This window comes from Streptomyces alanosinicus (assembly GCF_014650595.1).
In the GTDB taxonomy this organism is placed as follows: Bacteria; Actinomycetota; Actinomycetes; order Streptomycetales; family Streptomycetaceae; genus Streptomyces; species Streptomyces alanosinicus.
On sequence record NZ_BMVG01000058.1, the window covers coordinates 1 to 18,336 of the forward strand.

Sequence of the window (18,336 nt, forward strand, 5' to 3'; positions counted from 1 at the left end):
GGTCGGCCGCCCGCCCGTGGTCGCCGTACGCGACGGCCTCGCCCGCCTGCTGGTCCGCCGGGAGTCCCTGGAGGACATCCGCAGCCGCGACGTGGGCCTGTAGCCGACGTACCTCTGATCTCCCGGGCGGGCCGGTCTTCCTTCCCTCGCCGACCGGCCCGCCCGGGCCATGCCGGGACGCATAGGGCCGCGCCCTCGGACGACCGCATGGCCGGCACGGGTACTTGGGTCAATACATGGGCATACCCCACTGAGCCCGCTGCCCGTACCGACCGCGGGTCTGCTGAAAGTTCCCATCGCGTGGCGGTGGTCCCGGCGACGTTCCGTCGGGTGCTGAAGACGGCATCGCGGGTGCATTTGCCCGGGGACTCAGTCGGCATGTCTGGACGGGTACGAGGTGGTCGCGGTGAGCGCCAGCACGCCCGCTACCAGCAGCGGGCCGGCGATGGCGCCGATCTGGTCCATGGCCTCATGGACGGTGAAGCCACGGCCCCGCCCGGTCGCACGCTGGCGTGCGAGAGAGGGTGTCCTTCGCCGGTGAGCGCACTGCCTTCCGGACACGCTCGGCGATGACCAGCACGCAGGCCGCCCACAACACTCCGGCCAAGCAACGGGACGGAGACGACGCTCAGGGAGTACCCGGCGATCGCCGGACCCCAGAAGCGGCGGGTCCGGTCCGCCAGCGGGCCGGAGACCAGCCGCAGCCCCAGCGCCGCCGCCTGCCCGGCACCGGTGACCACTCCGATAACCAGGGCGGACGCGACCAGCGAGACCAGCAGGGGTGCGGTGATCGAGTGGGTGCCCTCGCACACGACATCGGCGAGTCGGGCACACCCATGCAGCACGAGGGGTGCAGGCTCGCTCGGGGGCAGTCACCACGGCCGTGCGCCCAGGGCCGAACGGGGCAGCTTTTCGCTCCTGCAGCCGATCACGCCGTGGAGGCGTTGTCCGTGTTCAGCACACATGAGGCCGGGAATCCAGGTTCAAATCCTGCCGAGGGCACAACGCTTGGCGGGCGCCACCGGGCGAGCACTCGATCCCACGAACGAAGCGGCGCGGGCCTTCTGGCGATTGCGCAGAAGGGTCGGTATATCGTCCGCCGTGATGCACCTGGCCTGCAGCACAGCAGCCCGTGCCAAGAAGGAGGATGAGAGTGGCCGATCAGCGGCACGGGACAACGTCCGACGGCGGATCCGCATCGCGGCCGGCGGAGGCTCATGGCCCGAGCGCGCACGACTCGGTGCGTCTCGCGCTGGTGATCGGTGCTCTGGGCGTGGTGTTCGGCGACATCGGAACCAGCCCGATCTACACCCTCCAGACCGTGTTCAACCCGAGCGACCCGCACCCCGTCCCGGTCACCACCCAGAACGTGTACGGGGTGGTGTCGCTCGTGTTCTGGTCGGTGGTGATCATCGTCCTGGTCACCTATGTGCTGCTGGCGATGCGCGTCGACAACGACGGCGAGGGCGGCATCATGGCGCTGATCACGCTTGTGCGCCGCTGGAGCTCGAAGCGGGCCCGGCGGACCACGGCCCTACTGGTCGCGCTGGGCATTTTCGGCGCGTCGCTGTTCTTCGGCGACAGCATGATCACTCCGGCGATCTCGGTGCTGTCGGCGGTCGAAGGGCTCAAGGTCGTCGAGCCGTCGCTGGAAAGCGCGGTCGTACCGATCACTGCAGTGATCATCATCGTGTTGTTCCTGGTCCAGCGCAGGGGAACCGCGGCGGTGGGCAGGGTGTTCGGGCCGGTGATGATCGCCTGGTTCGCGGCGATCGGCGCGTGCGGCGTGGCGGGCATCGCCGACCACCCGGCCATCCTCAGGGCGCTGTCGCCGACGTACGCCCTGGGCTTCCTCGTCGGCCATTTCGGCACCGCCTTCTTCGCCCTGGCCGCCGTCGTGCTCGCGGTCACCGGTGCCGAGGCGCTGTACGCCGACATGGGACACTTCGGCCGCCGGTCGATCACCCGCGGCTGGCTGTTCCTCGTCTTCCCGGCCTGCGTGCTGAGCTACCTCGGCCAGGGTGCGCTGATCCTCGCCGATCCGCGGAACATCAGCAGCCCGTTCTTCCTGCTCGTGCCCGACTGGGGCAGGTGGCCGATGATCGTGCTGGCCACGGCGGCCACCGTGATCGCCTCTCAGGCGGTGATCACCGGCGCGTACTCGGTCGCCTCTCAGGCGGCCCAGCTCGGTTACCTGCCGAGGCTGCGGATCGCGCACACCTCCGAGTCCACGATCGGCCAGATCTACGTCCCCTGGATCAACTGGCTGCTGATGGTCTCGGTCCTCACCCTGGTCTTCGCCTTCCGCAGCTCGGCGGCGCTGGCCTTCGCCTTCGGCATGGCGGTCACCGGCACCATCACGATCAGCACCTTGCTGTTCTTCTACGTCGCCCGTGCCAAGTGGGGCACGCCCAAGTGGCTGGTCGCCATCGGCGCGAGCGTGCTGCTCTTCGTGGACCTGCTGTTCGTGGCGGCCAACATGACCAAGCTCGTCCACGGCGCGTGGCTGCCGCTGCTGATCGGCCTGACCGCGTTCACCGTCATGACCACCTGGCAACGCGGACGCGAACTCGTCACCGCCGAACGCGCCCGCCAGGAAGGCCCGCTGCCCGAGTTCATCGACCAGCTCCGCAGCGGGAAGGTGTCAACGCTCCGGATCCCCGGTACGGCCGTCTTCCTCAACCGGGGCAAGCAGACCGCGCCGCTCGCCATGCGGGCCAACGTCGAACACAACCACGTGCGGCACGACCAGGTCGTGATTCTCTCCATCCAGACGGAGACCGTGCCCCGCGTACCGGCCGACCAGCGGGTCGTCGTCGACGACCTCGGCTACACCGACGACGGGATCATCCACGTCACCGCCCGGTTCGGCTACATGGAGACACCGGACGTGCCCGGCACCCTGGCGATGCTCGACCCGGCCCGAACCGAAGGGCCGTTGGACCTCGACCAGGCGTCCTACTTCCTGTCGAAGATCGATCTCCGGCGAGGCAAGGCACACACGATGGCGCCCTGGCGCAAGCGGCTGTTCCTCGCCACCTCGTACATCACGGCCGACGCCGCCGAGTACTTCGGCCTGCCCCGTGACCGCACGGTCATCATGGGCTCCCACATCGAGGTGTAGGAGCGCGCCGGTCGTCACAAGGTGCACTGCCCGCGTACCTCGGCGTCGGCCGGAAGGCCCCATGCGAGGGACTCGGCTGATCGCTCGCGTCCAGCGCAGGTCCCGGCCGAAGCCAGACTGAGTCCGGGAAACGCCATCCCACTGACCGGACGCCGATGAGATGGCACCGGGACAGCTCTCCCTGCCATTGCCCTGGACACCAGTTGGCCGTTACTGCTTGCTCCTGGTCCCTACGCTGCCCGGGCACGGTGGGCCCGGAACCGAGGTCGAGATGGGGGTTCATGTCCAGCTCGAACCAGCCGTAGGGGTTCACGTGCGTCCAGAACAGCGCCGACAGCGCCCGCCGGTCGGCCTCGGTGAGGCGATCGGACCACTTCGGCTCGGCCAGGACTTGCTGCATCAGCAGGGTGTTGACGTGGACCAAGGCGGACTGCAGCAGGTGCAGGGCCAGCATGCTGACCTCCTGGCTCTCCTTGTCCGCGCCGGTCAGGTCGCCGTCCTTGCCGTAGAACAGGTCGTGGTTGGCTGAGTTCCAGTTCTCCACCACCTGCAGGCCCTGGTGGATCTCTTGCCGCAGTTCGACGTCCGCGAGGTAATCACAGATGAACGCCGTACGGACCGCCCGGCCCGGCTCCTCGATCGGCCTGGTAGGTCGGGTGTTTCGGGCCGCCGCGGGTGAACTGGCGGAGCACCTGCTCGGCCCCCGCCGTTCCGAGGCGAAGGGCGGTGGTGTACTTCACGATCTGGTCGTACTGCTGGGCGATCAGGTCCCAGTCGACGGCGGCGGCCTGCGCCCGCTGCGCGACCCGGTCGCGGCCGGGCTCGCTGACGAGGACGGGACGGAGCACCGACGGGATGGCCGCGCAGCATCCAGGCCAGCAGGAGGAACGCCTCACCGTGGGCCTGCCGGACGCCGGGTCAGGGACTGAGACCGGCGTCCATTCAAGCTACGAGCAGACGGAGGCCGAGATCTGCGGCGTCGAGGTGAGCGAGGTCGCTGTTGCGCTCGACCCACCGGCCGGAGTCGAGGTCGTTGCCGAGGCTTCGCACCGCCCGCTGCTCGGCCTCCGACCCGACCCTCGTCCACACCGACATCGCACGGCGCACGTGATCCTCCAGATACGCCCCCGGTCGGCGCCAGTACGCCTCGAAGAGGCCGTCAGCGCAGTCCCACGGGATGGGCACCGGCTCAGCGCGGGCGCCGATCGCGTCGGCCATCCCCGCAAGCGAGGGAAATTCCGCGAGGACGCCGGCGAACTCGGGCAGGTAGTCGCGGGTAAGCCAGAACCGGTCCTGCCACCCGGGCTCGTCGGTGTCGAACGTGAGCACCACCACACGGCGGGCCACGCGCCGCATCTCGCGCAGCCCCGCTATCGGGTCCCCCCAGTGGTGAACGGTGGAGACGGCCATCGCGGCGTCGAAGGAGTGGTCCTCGAACGGCAGGCTCTCCGCGGCGGCGGCCACGCACGGCGCCGAGTCGGCGGGCCGCTGCCCCCGCATGACCGCCGATGGCTCCACCGCGGTCACGTCGCGATCAGCAGGCTCGTAGGAGCCGGTGCCGGCCCCGACGTTCAGCACCGTCTGCGCGTCGCCGAGCGCGTCCCAGATCTGCGCGGCGATCCGCGGCTCGGTACGCCGTGTTGCGGGGTAAGCGCCGCCGATCGCGTCGTACAGTCGTGCGCCGAGCACCTCCAGTTGCTCCTCCGGTGTCACCATGAGTCCCTTCGCCCGTGCCTCGAGTTCCCTGTCGATGGCCGCCACCATGGCGTCGGCGCGATCACGTCGCTCCAGCAGCAGGCCGCGCAGTCGGCGCAGGTGCGCGACCGCGTCGGTGGACGAGTCGTCAACCAGTGCCGCAACCTCCCGCAGACCGAAGCCCAGCCGCCGGTAGGCCAGCACCTCCCTAAGCCGCTCCACGTCACCCGCCGAGTAGGCCCGGTACCCGGCCGGGGTCCGCGCCGACGGACGCACAAGCCCGATCTCGTCATAGTGATGCAGCGTGCGGACGCTCACGTCGGCCAGCTCGGCCACGCGTCCCACGGTCCAGTGATCCTCCACGGCACCGACCATGCAGCCTGACGTCACGTGAGGGTCAAGAACGCACTCACGGCAGCAAGAGCCGAAGCGGAGGCCACAGCCGCACTCCGCGTCGCGGTCAGAAATGTTCCTTTCCCGGAGCAAGATCGGAAATGGTCCGCGTCGGCGGTTCGGACGGGCGATCCGCTGTCACAAGTCGTTCTCACTCAAAAGTAGAACGGGGCAAGTTTCGGGAATGGTCTGTGACAGCATCCGGAGTCATGCCGGACGCTCACATCGCACACCGGAGCCACGCGGACGACGTCGAGCGCCACCCGTGCCCGCGCTGCACGGCCCAGCCTGGATCACCGTGTCGCTCGCGCTCCGGCGCGGTCGCGGCACCTACCACACCGGCCGTTTCACGAAGGTGCCCCGGCTCGCCAAGCTCCTGCGCGTGCCGACCCCGGCCGACCGCGCCTCGGGGCAGCCGTGGTGGCCCGGCACCCCCGCGCCTGCGACAGGATCCGCCGGACAGGCCCTAGGCCCGCTGCTCAACCCTGACCCAGGAACTCCAGACGCAGCTGGACGCGCTCGCCGCGAAGAACACCCCCCGGAATGCTGGTTATCTTGTGCCGTCAAGCTGAAGCACGGATCAGATGGCTGACATGACGTAAGGCACGTCAGGCATGTCCGGTCTCCATCAATCTGGCCCGAAGTCGCGGCCGTGGCCTGAGGCGACCGCGCACAGGCCCACGCCAACGTCCCCGCCCCCTGGGCGCTCCGGGAGCCGCTGCCGCCGCTCGATCAGCACGACGCCGGTCAGGGGCACCCCCAAGCGATCAGTGCCGAGCCTCGTGGCTCGCCCCCCGGTGATGCCGTTGAACCGCGCGCTCGCGGGACGGGCTCACTCCTCCACTATTCCGTCTTGCTAAGTACTGGTAGTCAGCGTTACGGTGTACTGGTACTTAATACCGCTGACTAGTGCAGAGGGGAGGCGTTCCATGGCCAAGCTGCTGACGGAGATGCTCAAGGGCACGCTGGAGGGCGTCATCCTCGCGTCCCTGTCCGGCCGACCCGCGTACGGCTACGAGATCACGGCACGGCTGCGGGAGCAGGGTTTCTCCGACATCGCCGAAGGAACCATCTACGCGCTGCTCATCAGGATGGAGAAGCGCGGCCTCGTCGATGTGGAGAAGGTCCCCTCCGAGAAGGGGCCGCCACGCAAGGTGCACTCCCTCAACGACCAGGGGCGTGAGTACCTCGAAGAGTTCTGGAGGACCTGGAGCTTCCTCGCAGAACGGCTGGAACAGCTCCGCGAAGGGGGCGGATGACCATGTCCGACGAAGAAGAGTACGGCTTCATCGAAGAGTACGGCTTCATCTCGAAGTTGATCGGGCCCAAGAAGCGCTGGCGGGCGTACAAGGCACGCACCAAGCAGCTTCCCGAGAACTACCGTACGGCAGTCGAAGCGATCGAGCGGTACATGATGCACTTCGTGCCGAGCGACGCCGACAGTGACGCGTCGAGGTTCGAGGACCTCGCCGACCTGTTCGAGCAGGCCGCGGCGGACGGAACGTCGATCCGTCAGGTTGTGGGGGGCGATCCGGTGGAGTTCGTCGAGGCGTTCGTCCAGAACTACTCGGAGGGTGGCTACGTCCCCGCCCGAGCGCGGAAGCGGCTGGCCGACGACATTGAGCGCGCCGCTGGCCAAGACGCCGGAAACGACGACAAGACGGCCTGACAGCAGGCACCGCACATGGTGCCCGGGACCGGGCACCACTTTCCTCGACTGTCTGCACGACGCGGCCACGCGGTCATGCCCGACTGGCCGATTCTCGCCGTGGGCCAGCGGCGGCGTCAGGACGGCGACAGCCGGTATCAGCGCGCGTGGCGCTGATGGATGTCATGAACGGTTCAGCAGTTGCATCCTCGGGGCCGCGAACCGGGCCACGCCGAACTCACCCGCACCCTCTCGTGCGTCGCCGGGCGATGCCCTTGAGTGCCGCGCCGGGGCGAGTCCTGCAGATCGAGAGCCACATGTATCGAACGCTTGCACGTGAGGAGATTCATGATGGGAAACGGCAACAACGGCTTCTCCGAAGCCGGGCTTCACAGACTGCGCGAGGTGCTGACACGGCATGTCGACTCAGGGAAGATTCCCGGGCTCGTCGCCCTGGTCAGCCGAGGCGAGGAGACACACGTCGAAGCGATCGGGACGATGCGCCACGACGGTGGCACGCCGATGCACCGGGACACCATCTTCCGCATGGCCTCGACGACCAAGCCGGTCGCGATGGCGGCGGCGATGATCCTGCTCGACGAATGCCGACTGCGGCTGGACGAGCCGATAGATCACTGGCTGCCCGAGCTCGCCGACCGACAGGTGCTCAAGCGGCCCGACGGCCCGCTGGACGACACCGTGCCGGCACGGCGGCCGATCACCGTACGGGACCTGCTCACCTCCACGTTCGGGCTCGGCATGGATATGACGGCGATGGGCTCCCCGATGATGGGCGCGCTCTTCGAGCGGGGGGTTTACGGCCAGGAGGACGGATGGCTGTTGCCGGCACCGGAGCCGGATGAGTGGATGCGCCGCCTCGGCACGCTCCCGCTGATGTACCAACCCGGAGAGCAGTGGCAGTACAACATCAGCAACGACGTGCTCGGCGTGCTCGTCGCCAGGGTCACCGGCCAGTCCTTCGAGACGTTCCTGCGAGAGCGCATCTTCGATCCGCTGGGCATGAAGGACACCGGTTTCCACGTGCCCGCCGACAAGATCGACCGGCTGCCTCCCCTGTACGCCCCCGACCCGCAGACCGGACAGTTCAAGGTGGAGGACGCGGCCGAAGGGGGACACCACAGCAAGCCTCCGGCGTTCCCGTCAGGCGGCGGCGGACTCGACTCCACCGTCGACGACTACCACGCCTACTTCCGGATGCTGCTCAACCACGGGATGCACGGGCCCCAGCGGATCCTGTCCCGGCCCGCCGTCGAGCTGATGACCACCAACCGCCTCGCCCCCGAGCAACTGGCCGCCCGAGAAGCCCTGGCCCGCAGCCTCGTCCACTTGTCACACGGCCTGGGACAGCAAGGCGGCTGGGGCTTCGGGATGACGGTGCGCACCTACCGTGGCGACTTCGCGCCCATCGGCCAGTTCGGCTGGGACGGCGGAAGCGGCACCACGACCTACGCCGACCCGCACAACCAACTCGTCGGCATCCTGCTCACCCAGACCGGGATGACCACCCCGGATTCGGCGCGGGCCATCAACGACTTCTGGACCACGCTCTACCAGGCCATCGACGACTGACCCACCTCCCTGGTCAAGGTCGGAACGGCAACAGACCTCGACCAGGCTCCGGCCTTCAAGCCGCCACGTTCCGCGATCAGCTGCATGACGGGCGCAAGACAGTCTCTGACGCCACCTTCGAAGGGCTCGGCACCGCTGAGCGCCGGCCCCTCGAACAGCGAGGGCACCCGGTGTCGGGGATCACTCGAAGCGTGGTTGGCGCTGAGAAGAAGCCACATCGCGACCTCTCGCACGTGAACAGCCCTCCGGATGACAACCGATCGGATCCAAGGGCTGGCGAACCACGTGCAGAACTTGAAGAAGTCGCACATGACACCTCACACAACCAGGGGAAACAGATGACGAAGAACGGCAGTTCCTCGCCCCGTTCACCGTGGACCGGCATGGTGCCGGTGGATGACACGGCCCTGGCCGTCACCGACACCGGCGGCCCCGGTATCCCTGTGATCTACCTCAACGGCCATGTCGCCACGCAAGGGTACTGGCGGCGGGTCCTGGCCGAACTGGGGCCCGGGTGGCGGCACATCACCTACGACATGCGGGCCCGCGGCCAGTCGAAGCGTTCGGCGGACTCCAATTCGTTCGAGACACATCTCCGGGATGTCGATGCCGTGCTCGCAGCCAGGGGGGTGGACCGGGCGCTGGTGGTGGGCTGGTCCTACGGAGGGTTCCTCGCGGCGCACTGGGCCAGCCGAAATCCCGACCGTACCGTGGGCGCGGTCCTGGTCGAGGGCGCGCAACCGGACGACTGGCTGGATGAGGCCATGGAGCAGCGGATCCGGAAGCTGTTTCGACGGCTGAGCCCGCTCATGGTGCTGCTGCGCCCGACGGGCCTGACCCCGCGGATGACCGCCGAACAGATCGCGAACAGCAACATTGAGGTGGCGTGATCGCCCGCGCGTGCAACCTGGGTCCCGTGCTGGACAACATCACCGTCCCGACCCGATACGTGATCGCCTCGGGGAGGTCCTTCGGAAGCAAGGGTGACGAGCACGAACGGCACCGCGCCACCCTCCCTGCGGTGGCCGCCCGCAACCCGAACATCAAAATCCACGCGAAGGTCGCCAGCAACCACGCTTCGATCCTGAAAAAGGACTTCCGCGCCGTCGCCGCGGCTGTGTGTGAGGTCGCGGCCTTCGACCGCGCGTAACCACGGGCCGGGGGTGCTCGAAGCCACGGCAGATGGCTTCGCCCCCCGACCCCTGTCCTACCACTGCTCAGCGGTTCTCGGCGGCCGGTCGGCCGCCGTTCGTCCGCCGGCCGGGGATGGCTACCGCCGGGCCGAGGTCCAGCCGGTTGCTCATGTCCAGCTCGAACCGGCCGTAGGGGTTGACGTGGGTCCCGAACAGCGGGGACAGCGCGCGCCGGTCGGCGTCGCCGAGGCGGTCGACCCATTTCGGCTCGGCCAGGACCTCCTGCAGCAGGTGCAGGGCGAGCAACGCCGTGCGGACCGCCCGGCCGAGTTCCTCGATCACCCGGTAGGTCGGGTGCTTCGGCCCGCCGCGGGTGAACCGGCGCATCACCTGCTCGGCCTCCGCCGTGCCCAGGCGAAGCGCGGTGGTGTAATTGACGATCTGGTCATACTGCTGGCGGATCAGCTCCCAGTCGATCGTCTTGCTGGACAGCACCGGGGTTCTTCAGCCGGGGCAGCAGGTTGAAGCCGAGCACGTGCGCGAACGCGAACCTGTCGATGGACGCGCCGTGGGTGTCGGTGTACTGCCGGTCCACCACCATCTCGGTGCAGTGCCGCAGCACGCTCTCGATCATCGCGACGAACTCGTCGTGCACGTCACGGTGCACGAGCAGCGGTGATGTGGCGGTGCACGCCTCGCCCTTGTTGTAGAAGGCGCCGTCGAGCGCGTCGCGCACCGCGAGCCGAGGTCGGAGAGGCAGTGGTCCTCAGGTGCGGCGCGTACGAGCAGTGCCAGATGTGGTCGTTGACCTTCTTGCCGAACTCGCTGTTGCGCAGCCGCGCGGGCTCGTCGATGTGGCGGGCGAGTTCGGTGAGGGTGGTGTTCTCGTCGTGGGGCTGGTCCTGCGCGGTGGCGGTTTTCCGTGTGAGCGCCGGCGGGGGCTCAGCGCTTGCGGCGTCGCCCCCGACTGCTCCGTGCCGCAGTCTGAGCGGAGTCGTCCGTCACCGGCCCTGGCGCTCCCTGCGGGCGGTCGGCCGAGACGACCAGAGCGGCGAGGAGCGTGGTGACCGGCACCGAGGCCACCAGGCCGATCGAGCCGACCAGCGTGCGCACGATCTCCTCGGCGACCAGCTCGCTGTTGGCGACGGTGCCCACGCCGCTCTGGGCGATGGAGAAGAGCAGCAGCAACGGCAGTGCGGCGCCGGCGTAGGCGAGGACGAGGGTGTTGACCACGGAGGCGATGTGGTCGCGGCCGATGCGGATGCCGGCCCGGTACAGGCCGCGCCAGCCCATCGTCGGGTTGGCCTCGTGCAGTTCCCAGACGGCCGATGTCTGGGTCACGGTGACGTCGTCGAGAACGCCGAGGGAGCCGATGATGACGCCGGCGAGCAGCAGGCCGCTCATGTCGAGCTTCGGGTAGAGGCCGTGGATCAGGCCGGTCTGGTCGTCGGTGTTGCCGGTCAGGGCGGCCCAGCCGATGAACTGTGCGCCGAGGATGCCGATCAGTGCCAGTGAGGCGAGTGTGCCGAGCACGGCCACCGATGTACGGGCGGACAGGCCGTGGCACATGTACAGGGCGATCAGCATGATGGCGCTCGACCCGATCACCGCCACCAGCAGCGGGTTCGCGCCCTGCAGGATCGCGGGCAGGATGAAGAAGTTGAGCACCCCGAAGCTGATGGCCAGCGCAACCAGCGCCATCACTCCGCGGAGCCGCCCGACGACCACGACGGCGAGTGCGAAAACGCCGGCGAGCAGCGTCATGGGGAAGCGACGGTTCACGTCGGTCACCGAGTACTGCAGGTCCTTCGGCGCGGAGGGCTCGTAGGCGACCACGACCTTCTCGTCCGGGTGCAGCTGCCGTGCCTGGTCGGGCTGCACGATCTCGGTGAAGGTACGGCCCTTGTTCTTGCCGGTGTCGACCCGGATCGTGGCCTTGTGGCAGGTGCCGTTCGCCTCCTGCTGTGCGGAGGTGCCCTCGGCGGTGGCGGTGTCGCCGGTCGGGGTCTCGCCGGAGGCGTTCACCGACGTGCAGCTCACCTCGAGGACTCTGGTGACCGTGGCCTGTTGTGTCTGCTGGTCGAAGCCGACGCCGGTGCGCTTGTGCGGCGGCGCACCGCCCGGCCACAGGACCACGAGTCCCACCACGACGGCGGCGGTGAAGGGGATCAGGATCGCCGCGATGACCTTGCGAAGGTGCCGGGAGACCGGCGCGGCGGGCCCGTGGCTGTGGCTGTGGCTGTGTCCATGACCGCCGACGCCCGCTCCGGGGCCGTGGTCGGGGTGATGTCCGGCGTCAGTCGCTGTGGTGCGTTCGCTGCCCATCACAGGGGTGTGGTCATGGCGTGCGGCCGCAGGGGAGGGGACATGGCCCGCGCCGGCATGGTGTCCGTAGTCGGGATGAGGTGCCGACCCGGGAGTGTCCCCGTACTCGTAGCCGTACGCGTACGCGCTCGGGTGTCCGTTCCTGGCCGGGGGCAGGTTGCCGACGCCGTCCCAGTCCCCGGCGCTCTGCCGGTCAGCCGCTCCCATGCCGTCTCCCTCGCGGTTGTCCGTGCCCCCTCCCGAGCCGGGCCTTCGCGGTGGCTCTGGGGAAGAGTACGGGAACGGCCGTGTCATGGTCTCAGCCACAATCACCGCGAGAACATCGGGAGCCTTCTGTTCACCGTGCCTGGATCATGGACCTTCCTGGGGCCGGAGGCGGCCTTGCGAGCTCAGTGCCGGTGTTCAGGGCTTGCACCGGCGCGCCTCTCCGCTCGACGTGAGGGAAAGTCCTCGACGCCTCCCCAGAGCGGGCACGCATATGACCGGGGCGGCACTGCCTTGAAGGGTGAGCGGATCGGGTCCGGGTCACCAACTGCTCTTGGTCACGCCGGGGAGCTCGCCCGCGTGGGCCATTTCACGTACACGGATGCGGGACAGGCCGAAGGCCCGCAGGTGTCCGCGGGGTCGGCCGTCCACGGAGTCGCGGTTGCGCAGGCGGGTGGCGCTGGCGTCGCGGGGCTGCCGGCGCAGTTCGCGCTGGGCGGCGGCGCGTTCCTCGTCGGATGTTCCGGGGTGACGAGATGATCGCCTTCAGCTCGGCGCGGCGGGCGGCGTAGCGGGCCACGACGACGCGCCGCTGCTCGTTCTTCGCGATCTTGCTCTTCTCGCCATCAGACCTTCCCTCCCCGGGCGCGGATGCGGGCCACAGCGGCCTCGACGCCGATCGTGTCGACGGTCTTGACGCCCTTGGCGGAGAGGGTGAGCCGGACGTAGCGGCTTTCGCTCGGCAGCCAGTAGCGCTAAATGAAAATGAAAACCAACCCCGTGTATGGTGCTGTCATGGCCCGTAACGAGCTGCGCCCGATCATCAAGCTGAGGTCCACCGCCGGCACCGGCTACACGTACGTGACGCGCAAGAACCGCCGTAACAACCCCGACCGTTTGGCCCTGCGCAAGTACGACCCGGTCGCCGGCCGCCACGTCGACTTCCGTGAGGAGCGCTGAAAGCCGTGAAACCCGGAATCCACCCCGAGTACCGCCCGGTCGTCTTCCGCGACCGGGCCGCCGACTACGCCTTCCTCACTCGGTCGACGGCCACCAGCGACAAGACCGTCGAGTGGGAGGACGGCAACACCTACCCGGTCATCGACGTCGAGATCTCCTCGGCGAGCCACCCCTTCTACACCGGCACCCAACGCGTCCTGGACACCGCGGGGCGCGTCGAGCGCTTCGAGCGGCGCTACGGCCGCGCAGGGGGGAAGCGGTGAGCGGGGGCCAGGTGCGGCTGCCGGTCGCGATCGTCGCCGGGTTGCATGCCGACGCCCGCCGTGCCGCCGTGGAGGAGATCCTGCGTACGGTCCCCGGTTCGGTCGCACTGCACCACGACCTGACGTCCGCCGTCGACAGCGCTGTACACCGCACGGTGCGAGACGCCGATGCCCTGCTGGGCAGCGGCGACGCGCCCCTGGTGAACGACTGCGCGTGCTGCGCGCTGCGCGAGGACTTGGTCCCCGAACTGCTGCGGCTCGCAGAGGAGGGCCGATATCGGCTGGCCGTCGTGGAACTGTGGGACTCCGTCGAGCCGCAGGCCATGGCCGGAGTCATCGCCGCTGCGGGCGCACCGCTGGCTCTGACCGGGGTCGCCACCGCGGTCGACCCGGCACTCGTCCTGCCGTACCTGTCCAACGGCGACGACCTGGCCGATGCCGGCCTCGCCGCCGCCCCGACCGATCAGCGCACCGTCGCCGACACTTTCGCGCGTCAGCTGGAGTACCCCACGGTGATCGTCCTGGCCGAGGACGGCTCGGGTGGGGAGGTCGGCGAGTGCGCCGACGACAGTGACCGCGCCCTGCTCGCACAGCTCACACCCGGCGCACGACCGGTACGTGTGGGGAGGGATGGCGCCCTGGGTGCCGCTCTGCTGGCGGGGTTCGACGCGGCAGCGGCCGCCGCCCGTGTGCATCCCGCGTGCGCGCTGCTGCCGCAGGAGTGCGACGGGCACGGTGTGAGTACCCTCGTCTGGCGGTGCGAGCGGCCCTTCCACCCGCAGCGCCTCTATACAGCGCTGGAGGATCTGACCTGCGCCGCCGCTCGCAGCCGTGGGCGCTTCTGGCTGGCGGACCGTCCCGACACGCTGCTGTCGTGGGACGCGGCTGGCGGCGCGTTGTGCGTGGAGTCGGTCGGTCCCTGGCTGGCTGCCCTGCCTGAAGCCGCTTGGGAGATGGTTCCGGCCGAACGACGTGTCGCAGCCTCGCTGGACTGGCACGCCGAGCACGGTGACCGCTGCCAGTACCTCACCTTCACCTCGCCCGGCCTGGACCGCGACGGTCTGCTGGCCCTGCTCGACTCGTGCCTGCTCACCGACGACGAGTACGCGGCGGGCAGGAAAGGCTGGAGGGAACTGCCGCGCACCTTCGACGACTTGCTCGACCCAGTGGCCTGACCTCCTGCCTGCCCGATGGCCCGCTTGTCCGACGACCGCATCCCCTAGGGCGTGTTGCGAAAGTCCCGCCTGCCGCCCTCCGGGCGGACGACGGGACTTTCGCAACACGCCCTAGAGAGAGGACCGACCCGACCGTGCCCCGAAACAAGACCACCCGGCGGCCGACAGCCAAGCGTCAGCGCGCCAACCCGCTGGACGCCGCCGGCATCACATACGTCGACTACAAGGACACCGATCTGCTGCGGAAGTTCATCTCCGACCGCGGAAAGATCCGCAGCCGTCGGGTGACCCACGTGACGCGTCAACAGCAGCGGCAGATAGCACAGGCCGTCAAGAACGCACGCGAGATGGCTCTGCTGCCCTACGGTTCCCGATAGTCGGCGCGCGTCAGCGCTTTTTGCGTCCGGGGCGGACCGCGCCGCAACCTGCCTGGCCGTCGTGGCACCCAGCACCGGCGGCCAGGCTCCCCAGACGACCCCAGCCTGCCCTTCGGACGCCAGGTCCCGGTCACCGTCCCCCGCGTTTCCGTCGCCGGTGCGTCCGCACCGCGGACCTCCACCTTGGTCGTCGTCGCGTCGGCCGCGCAGGATGAGACCGGGAGCCGGGTCACGTACCCGGTGCCGCTGTCGCCACGCGTGACGAAGCCGGTCAGCCGGATCGTGCGGCCCTTCAGCGAGTGCCCGCTGCCGTAGATCGCGCTGGAGCCGAACGCGGCCACACTCGGATCCACCGGTTCGTCGAGGGCCGCACCGGAAACAGGCCGACACCCTCTGCCGCGCGCCGGGGGTCTTGGTGTCCGTGCCGGGCCGGGCGGCGCCGTGGCTGCGTCCACCGCCCGACCCGGGGTCTTCAGATACCCGCAACGAGTCCGGGGAGCTCGTGCTCGCAGGCGTCGTCGATACCGTGGGTGTCCCAGGCGGGGAACGGGTCGACGGTTGGCAGGCTCTCGCCATCGGCCACGAGGCAGTCGTTCAGCGCGGCGTGCAACGCATCCGCGTGCAAATGCGTGCCGATGAAGACCAGTTCCTGGCCGTTGGCACTGTCGGTGTCGCGGGCCGCGGAGGGCTCGAAGCGGGCGACGGAGCCGGCCTGTGACCACAGGCCCGTCACCTGCGGGCGGCTGGCCAGGGTGAAGAATCCCTTCGAGCGCAGGATCTGGCCGTATGCGCCGCTGTCGAGCTCCTTGGTCACGAACGTCCACAGTCGGTCGGGGTGGAAGGGCAGTTCGGCGCGGAAGACGGTCGACGAGATTCCGTATTCCTCCGTCTCGGGGACGTGGTCGCCGTTGAGCTCCATCACCCAGCCGGGGGCCTGTTGGGCGCGTTCCAGGTCGAAGAGCCTGGTGCCCAGTACGTCGCCGAGGTTCACGCGGCCGTGGACGGCCGGGATGACGCGTGCAGCGGGATTGAGACGCGTGAGTGTCGCTCGCAGCCGGTCGGCTGACTCCTCGTCGACGAGGTCGAGTTTGTTGAGGACGATGACGTCTGCGAACTCGATCTGGTCCATCAGCAGGTCGCTGACGGTGCGTTCGTCGTCCTGGTACTGGTCCAGGCCCCGCTCGACGAGTTCGTCGCCGCTTGCCAGTTCGGGCAGGAAGTTGGCTGCGTCGACGACCGTCACCATGGTGTCCAGGCGGGCGATCTCGTCGAGGGTGGCGCCGTCGTCGCGGGCGAAGGCGAAGGTCGCGGCGACCGGCATGGGTTCGGAGATGCCGGACGACTCGATGAGCAGGTAGTCGAAGCGGCCCTCGCGGGCCAGCCGGTCGACCTCCACCAGCAGGTCGTCGCGCAAGGTGCAGCAGATGCAGCCGTTGGTCATCTCGACCAGGCGTTCCTCGGTGCGCGAGAGGGCAGCCTCGCCACCGCGCACCAGGGCGGCGTCGATGTTGACCTCGCTCATGTCGTTGACGATGACCGCGACGCGCAGCCCCTCACGGTTGCCGAGGACGTGGTTGAGGAGGGTGGTCTTGCCCGCCCCGAGGAATCCGGACAGGACGGTGACGGGCAGTTGGTCGGACGGCATGCGCGGTCAGCCCTCGGGGCGCAGCAGCCCGCGCTCGTACGCCCTCACCAGCCGCTGCGGCACCAGGTACGAGACTCCGTCGACGGTGATCGGGACGAGCGTGGGCGTGGTCGCCTTCCACTGGGCGCGGCGGTGGCGGGTGTTGCTGCGGGACATCTTCCGCTTGGGAACAGCCATGGGTCCTCCTGAATGGGTCGAAGAGCGACGGCTGTTGAGGCTACATGAAAATGAATGCCATTGCTAATCTGCTTAGTTCAGGGTTTCCTGAATTCAGGATCGCGTGTACCGTCGACAGTGTGCTGACTGTTGCCGCCGACATTGAGGTGCTGGCCCGGTTCGGCCGGGCGCTCGCCGACCCGATCCGCTGCCGCATCCTGCTCGCCCTGCGGGAAGCACCCGCCTACCCCGCCGACCTCGCAGAAGCGCTGGATGTCTCGCGCACCAGGCTGTCGAACCACCTTGCCTGCCTGCGCGACTGCGGCCTGGTCGCCACCGTCCCCGACGGCCGCCGCACCCGCTATGAACTCGCCGACGAACGCCTCGGCCACGCCCTCGACGACCTGCGCACCGCCGTGGTCGCTGTCGAGAGCGACCGGACGTGCGCCGATGCCGACGACAAGGGGTGCTGCTGACATGACCACGGAGATGTCCCGCTCCCTCGGCCCCGATCCGGCCAGGCGGGGCACGCTCACCAAGCGCATACGGCTGCTGGTCGCCGCGACCCTCACCTACAACGCCATCGAGGCGATTGCCGCCCTCACCGCCGGCACCCTGGCTTCGTCCACCGCGCTGATCGGCTTCGGACTGGACTCCGTCATCGAGGTTTCCTCCGCTGCCACTGTCGCCTGGCAGTTCTCCGCCCGCGAGCACGCGGTGCGCGAGGCCAGGGAAAAGACCGCGTTGCGGATCATCGCACTGTCCTTCTTCGCGCTCGCCGCCTACATCGCCGTCGATGCCGTACATGCCCTGTCCGGCACCGGCGAGGCCACCCGCTCCTGGCCCGGCATCGTGCTCGCTGCCCTCTCCTTGGTCGTCATGCCGGTCCTGTCCGCCGCCCAGCGCCGGGCAGGGCGGGAACTGGGATCGGCTTCGGCGGTGGCTGACTCCAAGCAGACGTTGTTGTGCACGTACTTGTCCGCGGTGCTTCTGGTCGGACTGATCCTCAACGCCACTCTCGGCTGGTCCTGGGCGGATCCGGTCGCCGCTCTGGTCATCGCCGCGGTCGCCTTGAAGGAAGGGCGCGACGCCTGGCGCGGAGACGGGTGCTGCGCCGCCCCCAAGACCGCGGCGGTTCCGGCCTCACGCACCGATCCGGACGACGTGTGCGGCTGCTGCGACTGACCTCACCCATCACCGTCGTTCGGCCGTCGCAGGTGCCCGGCCGCAGTCCGGGCACACCCCGGAGAGCTCGACCGTGTGCCGGACGTGCGCGAAGCCGGAGTCCTGTGCGATGCCGTCGGCCCAGTCCTCGATCGGGCCGGAGTCGACGGGGCGGTTCAGGCCGCACTCCGTGCAGATGAGGTAATGGCGGTGGTCGGGGCCAGGGCGGTAGCGGAAGAGGCGTTCACCGCCTGGGTCACGGACCAGGTCGGCCCGGCCCGCGTCGGCCAGCCGGGTCAGGGTGCGGTACACCGTGGACAGGCCGACGGGTGTGCCGTCGGCAGCGAGCTGGGAGTGGAGGGCCTGGGCGCCGACGAATCCGTCGGCGCGGATGAACGCCGCGAGGACGACGGAGCGTTGCTGGGTGTGGCGGCCGATCAGCGCGACTTCATTGGGGGTGCGTTGCCGGGTGCGTGCCATCAGC

The 18,336-nt window shown here is 69.1% G+C and carries 21 protein-coding genes and 2 pseudogenes; 12 read left to right on the plus strand and 11 right to left on the minus strand.

Features of this window, described 5'->3' with window-relative positions:
- The first annotated feature begins 1,153 nt into the window (after positions 1-1,153).
- Positions 1,154-3,124 carry a potassium transporter Kup gene (locus IE277_RS43100; RefSeq protein ID WP_373311001.1) on the plus strand — a complete coding sequence of 657 codons (1,971 nt, stop codon included), beginning with the start codon at positions 1,154-1,156 and terminating at the stop codon, positions 3,122-3,124.
- Here the strand turns inward: IE277_RS43100 and IE277_RS48390 are convergent.
- From IE277_RS48390 to IE277_RS43110, 3 genes are all read right to left on the minus strand, one after another.
- A complete protein-coding gene (locus IE277_RS48390; RefSeq protein WP_229882460.1) occupies positions 3,099-3,764 on the minus strand; it encodes a Tn3 family transposase in 666 nt (221 codons plus the stop codon). The two genes, IE277_RS43100 and IE277_RS48390, sit on opposite strands and share 26 nt — an antisense overlap.
- Positions 3,721-3,972, minus strand: coding sequence for a Tn3 family transposase (locus IE277_RS48395; protein ID WP_229882456.1), 252 nt, complete (start codon positions 3,970-3,972; stop codon positions 3,721-3,723). Before IE277_RS48395 ends, IE277_RS48390 begins: the two co-directional genes overlap by 44 nt.
- 94 nt (positions 3,973-4,066) lie before the next feature.
- On the minus strand, positions 4,067-5,164 hold the full coding sequence (locus IE277_RS43110) for a MerR family transcriptional regulator (protein ID WP_189959179.1): 1,098 nt from the start codon (positions 5,162-5,164) through the stop codon (positions 4,067-4,069).
- A 977-nt stretch (positions 5,165-6,141) separates the two neighbouring features.
- Between IE277_RS43110 and IE277_RS43115 the strand changes: the two genes are divergently transcribed.
- The 5 genes from IE277_RS43115 to IE277_RS48400 all read left to right on the plus strand — a co-directional run bounded on the left by IE277_RS43115 (position 6,142) and on the right by IE277_RS48400 (position 9,600).
- Positions 6,142-6,471, plus strand: coding sequence for a PadR family transcriptional regulator (locus tag IE277_RS43115; RefSeq protein WP_189959180.1), 330 nt, complete (start codon positions 6,142-6,144; stop codon positions 6,469-6,471).
- 2 nt (positions 6,472-6,473) lie between these two features.
- Positions 6,474-6,881: a DUF1048 domain-containing protein gene (locus tag IE277_RS43120; protein WP_308433478.1), complete on the plus strand. Its 408-nt coding sequence runs from the start codon at positions 6,474-6,476 to the stop codon at positions 6,879-6,881.
- A gap of 330 nt (positions 6,882-7,211) precedes the next feature.
- On the plus strand, positions 7,212-8,450 hold the full coding sequence (locus IE277_RS43125; RefSeq protein WP_229882461.1) for a serine hydrolase domain-containing protein: 1,239 nt from the start codon (positions 7,212-7,214) through the stop codon (positions 8,448-8,450).
- Between the two features lie 338 nt (positions 8,451-8,788).
- Positions 8,789-9,340, plus strand: a complete 552-nt coding sequence (locus IE277_RS43130) for an alpha/beta fold hydrolase (protein WP_229882457.1) — start codon at positions 8,789-8,791, stop codon at positions 9,338-9,340.
- Positions 9,341-9,366: 26 nt separating this feature from the next.
- A complete protein-coding gene (locus tag IE277_RS48400) occupies positions 9,367-9,600 on the plus strand; it encodes a hypothetical protein (RefSeq protein WP_229882458.1) in 234 nt (77 codons plus the stop codon).
- Positions 9,601-9,667: 67 nt separating this feature from the next.
- Here IE277_RS48400 and IE277_RS49955 read toward each other — a convergent pair whose 3' ends face one another.
- The 5 genes and pseudogenes from IE277_RS49955 to IE277_RS43155 form a co-directional block, all read right to left on the minus strand.
- The gene (locus IE277_RS49955) at positions 9,668-10,078 is read right to left on the minus strand and encodes a Tn3 family transposase (protein WP_189959183.1); all 411 of its coding nucleotides are present in this window, start codon (positions 10,076-10,078) and stop codon (positions 9,668-9,670) included.
- The gene (locus tag IE277_RS49960) at positions 10,029-10,319 is read right to left on the minus strand and encodes an aldehyde dehydrogenase family protein (protein WP_373311002.1); all 291 of its coding nucleotides are present in this window, start codon (positions 10,317-10,319) and stop codon (positions 10,029-10,031) included. Before IE277_RS49960 ends, IE277_RS49955 begins: the two co-directional genes overlap by 50 nt.
- Positions 10,320-10,525: 206 nt before the next feature.
- Positions 10,526-11,908, minus strand: coding sequence for a YibE/F family protein (locus IE277_RS43145; RefSeq protein WP_229882462.1), 1,383 nt, complete (start codon positions 11,906-11,908; stop codon positions 10,526-10,528).
- Positions 11,909-12,433: 525 nt separating this feature from the next.
- Positions 12,434-12,776, minus strand: a pseudogene (rpsN, locus tag IE277_RS43150) (30S ribosomal protein S14).
- Positions 12,739-12,867 (minus strand): annotated as a pseudogene (locus IE277_RS43155) (50S ribosomal protein L28); the annotation flags it as partial. The pseudogenes IE277_RS43155 and rpsN, both read right to left, overlap by 38 nt.
- A 40-nt stretch (positions 12,868-12,907) precedes the next feature.
- On the opposite strand from IE277_RS43155, the gene rpmG reads away from it, so the two are divergent.
- From rpmG to rpsR, 4 genes are all read left to right on the plus strand, one after another.
- Positions 12,908-13,072 (plus strand): 50S ribosomal protein L33, encoded by a 165-nt coding sequence (rpmG, locus tag IE277_RS43160; protein ID WP_189959185.1) that lies wholly within the window; start codon positions 12,908-12,910, stop codon positions 13,070-13,072.
- A gap of 5 nt (positions 13,073-13,077) precedes the next feature.
- Positions 13,078-13,335, plus strand: coding sequence for a type B 50S ribosomal protein L31 (locus IE277_RS43165; RefSeq protein ID WP_189959186.1), 258 nt, complete (start codon positions 13,078-13,080; stop codon positions 13,333-13,335).
- Complete coding sequence (locus IE277_RS43170) at positions 13,332-14,510, plus strand: GTP-binding protein (protein WP_189959187.1); 1,179 nt, start codon at positions 13,332-13,334, stop codon at positions 14,508-14,510. The genes IE277_RS43165 and IE277_RS43170 overlap by 4 nt, the downstream gene beginning before the upstream one ends.
- Before the next feature lie 134 nt (positions 14,511-14,644).
- Positions 14,645-14,887 carry a 30S ribosomal protein S18 gene (rpsR, locus tag IE277_RS43175; RefSeq protein WP_189959188.1) on the plus strand — a complete coding sequence of 81 codons (243 nt, stop codon included), beginning with the start codon at positions 14,645-14,647 and terminating at the stop codon, positions 14,885-14,887.
- Between the two features lie 472 nt (positions 14,888-15,359).
- Here rpsR and IE277_RS43180 read toward each other — a convergent pair whose 3' ends face one another.
- A complete protein-coding gene (locus IE277_RS43180) occupies positions 15,360-16,532 on the minus strand; it encodes a GTP-binding protein (RefSeq protein WP_189959189.1) in 1,173 nt (390 codons plus the stop codon).
- Positions 16,533-16,538: 6 nt separating this feature from the next.
- Entirely contained in the window at positions 16,539-16,709 is a 171-nt protein-coding gene (rpmF, locus tag IE277_RS43185; RefSeq protein WP_189959190.1) for a 50S ribosomal protein L32, read from the minus strand.
- Positions 16,710-16,828: 119 nt separating this feature from the next.
- Between rpmF and IE277_RS43190 the strand changes: the two genes are divergently transcribed.
- Complete coding sequence (locus IE277_RS43190; protein WP_189959191.1) at positions 16,829-17,164, plus strand: ArsR/SmtB family transcription factor; 336 nt, start codon at positions 16,829-16,831, stop codon at positions 17,162-17,164.
- A gap of 1 nt (position 17,165) precedes the next feature.
- The gene (locus tag IE277_RS43195) at positions 17,166-17,873 is read left to right on the plus strand and encodes a cation efflux transmembrane domain-containing protein (protein WP_189959192.1); all 708 of its coding nucleotides are present in this window, start codon (positions 17,166-17,168) and stop codon (positions 17,871-17,873) included.
- 9 nt (positions 17,874-17,882) lie between these two features.
- Here IE277_RS43195 and IE277_RS43200 read toward each other — a convergent pair whose 3' ends face one another.
- Entirely contained in the window at positions 17,883-18,332 is a 450-nt protein-coding gene (locus tag IE277_RS43200) for a Fur family transcriptional regulator (protein WP_189959193.1), read from the minus strand.
- Positions 18,333-18,336: the final 4 nt, after the last annotated feature.

Excerpts from the sequence above, each read along its gene's own strand:
- IE277_RS43115 (WP_189959180.1), top strand. The coding sequence starts at position 6,142 with ATGGCCAAGCTGCTGACGGAGATGCTCAAGGGCACGCTGGAGGGCGTC.
- IE277_RS43120 (WP_308433478.1), top strand. The coding sequence starts at position 6,474 with ATGTCCGACGAAGAAGAGTACGGCTTCATCGAAGAGTACGGCTTCATC.
- IE277_RS43125 (WP_229882461.1), top strand. The coding sequence starts at position 7,212 with ATGGGAAACGGCAACAACGGCTTCTCCGAAGCCGGGCTTCACAGACTG.
- IE277_RS43130 (WP_229882457.1), top strand. The coding sequence starts at position 8,789 with ATGACGAAGAACGGCAGTTCCTCGCCCCGTTCACCGTGGACCGGCATG.
- IE277_RS43145 (WP_229882462.1), bottom strand. The coding sequence starts at position 11,908 with ATGGGCAGCGAACGCACCACAGCGACTGACGCCGGACATCACCCCGAC.
- rpmG (WP_189959185.1), top strand. The coding sequence starts at position 12,908 with ATGGCCCGTAACGAGCTGCGCCCGATCATCAAGCTGAGGTCCACCGCC.
- IE277_RS43180 (WP_189959189.1), bottom strand. The coding sequence starts at position 16,532 with ATGCCGTCCGACCAACTGCCCGTCACCGTCCTGTCCGGATTCCTCGGG.
- rpmF (WP_189959190.1), bottom strand. The coding sequence starts at position 16,709 with ATGGCTGTTCCCAAGCGGAAGATGTCCCGCAGCAACACCCGCCACCGC.
- IE277_RS43195 (WP_189959192.1), top strand. The coding sequence starts at position 17,166 with ATGACCACGGAGATGTCCCGCTCCCTCGGCCCCGATCCGGCCAGGCGG.
- IE277_RS43200 (WP_189959193.1), bottom strand. The coding sequence starts at position 18,332 with ATGGCACGCACCCGGCAACGCACCCCCAATGAAGTCGCGCTGATCGGC.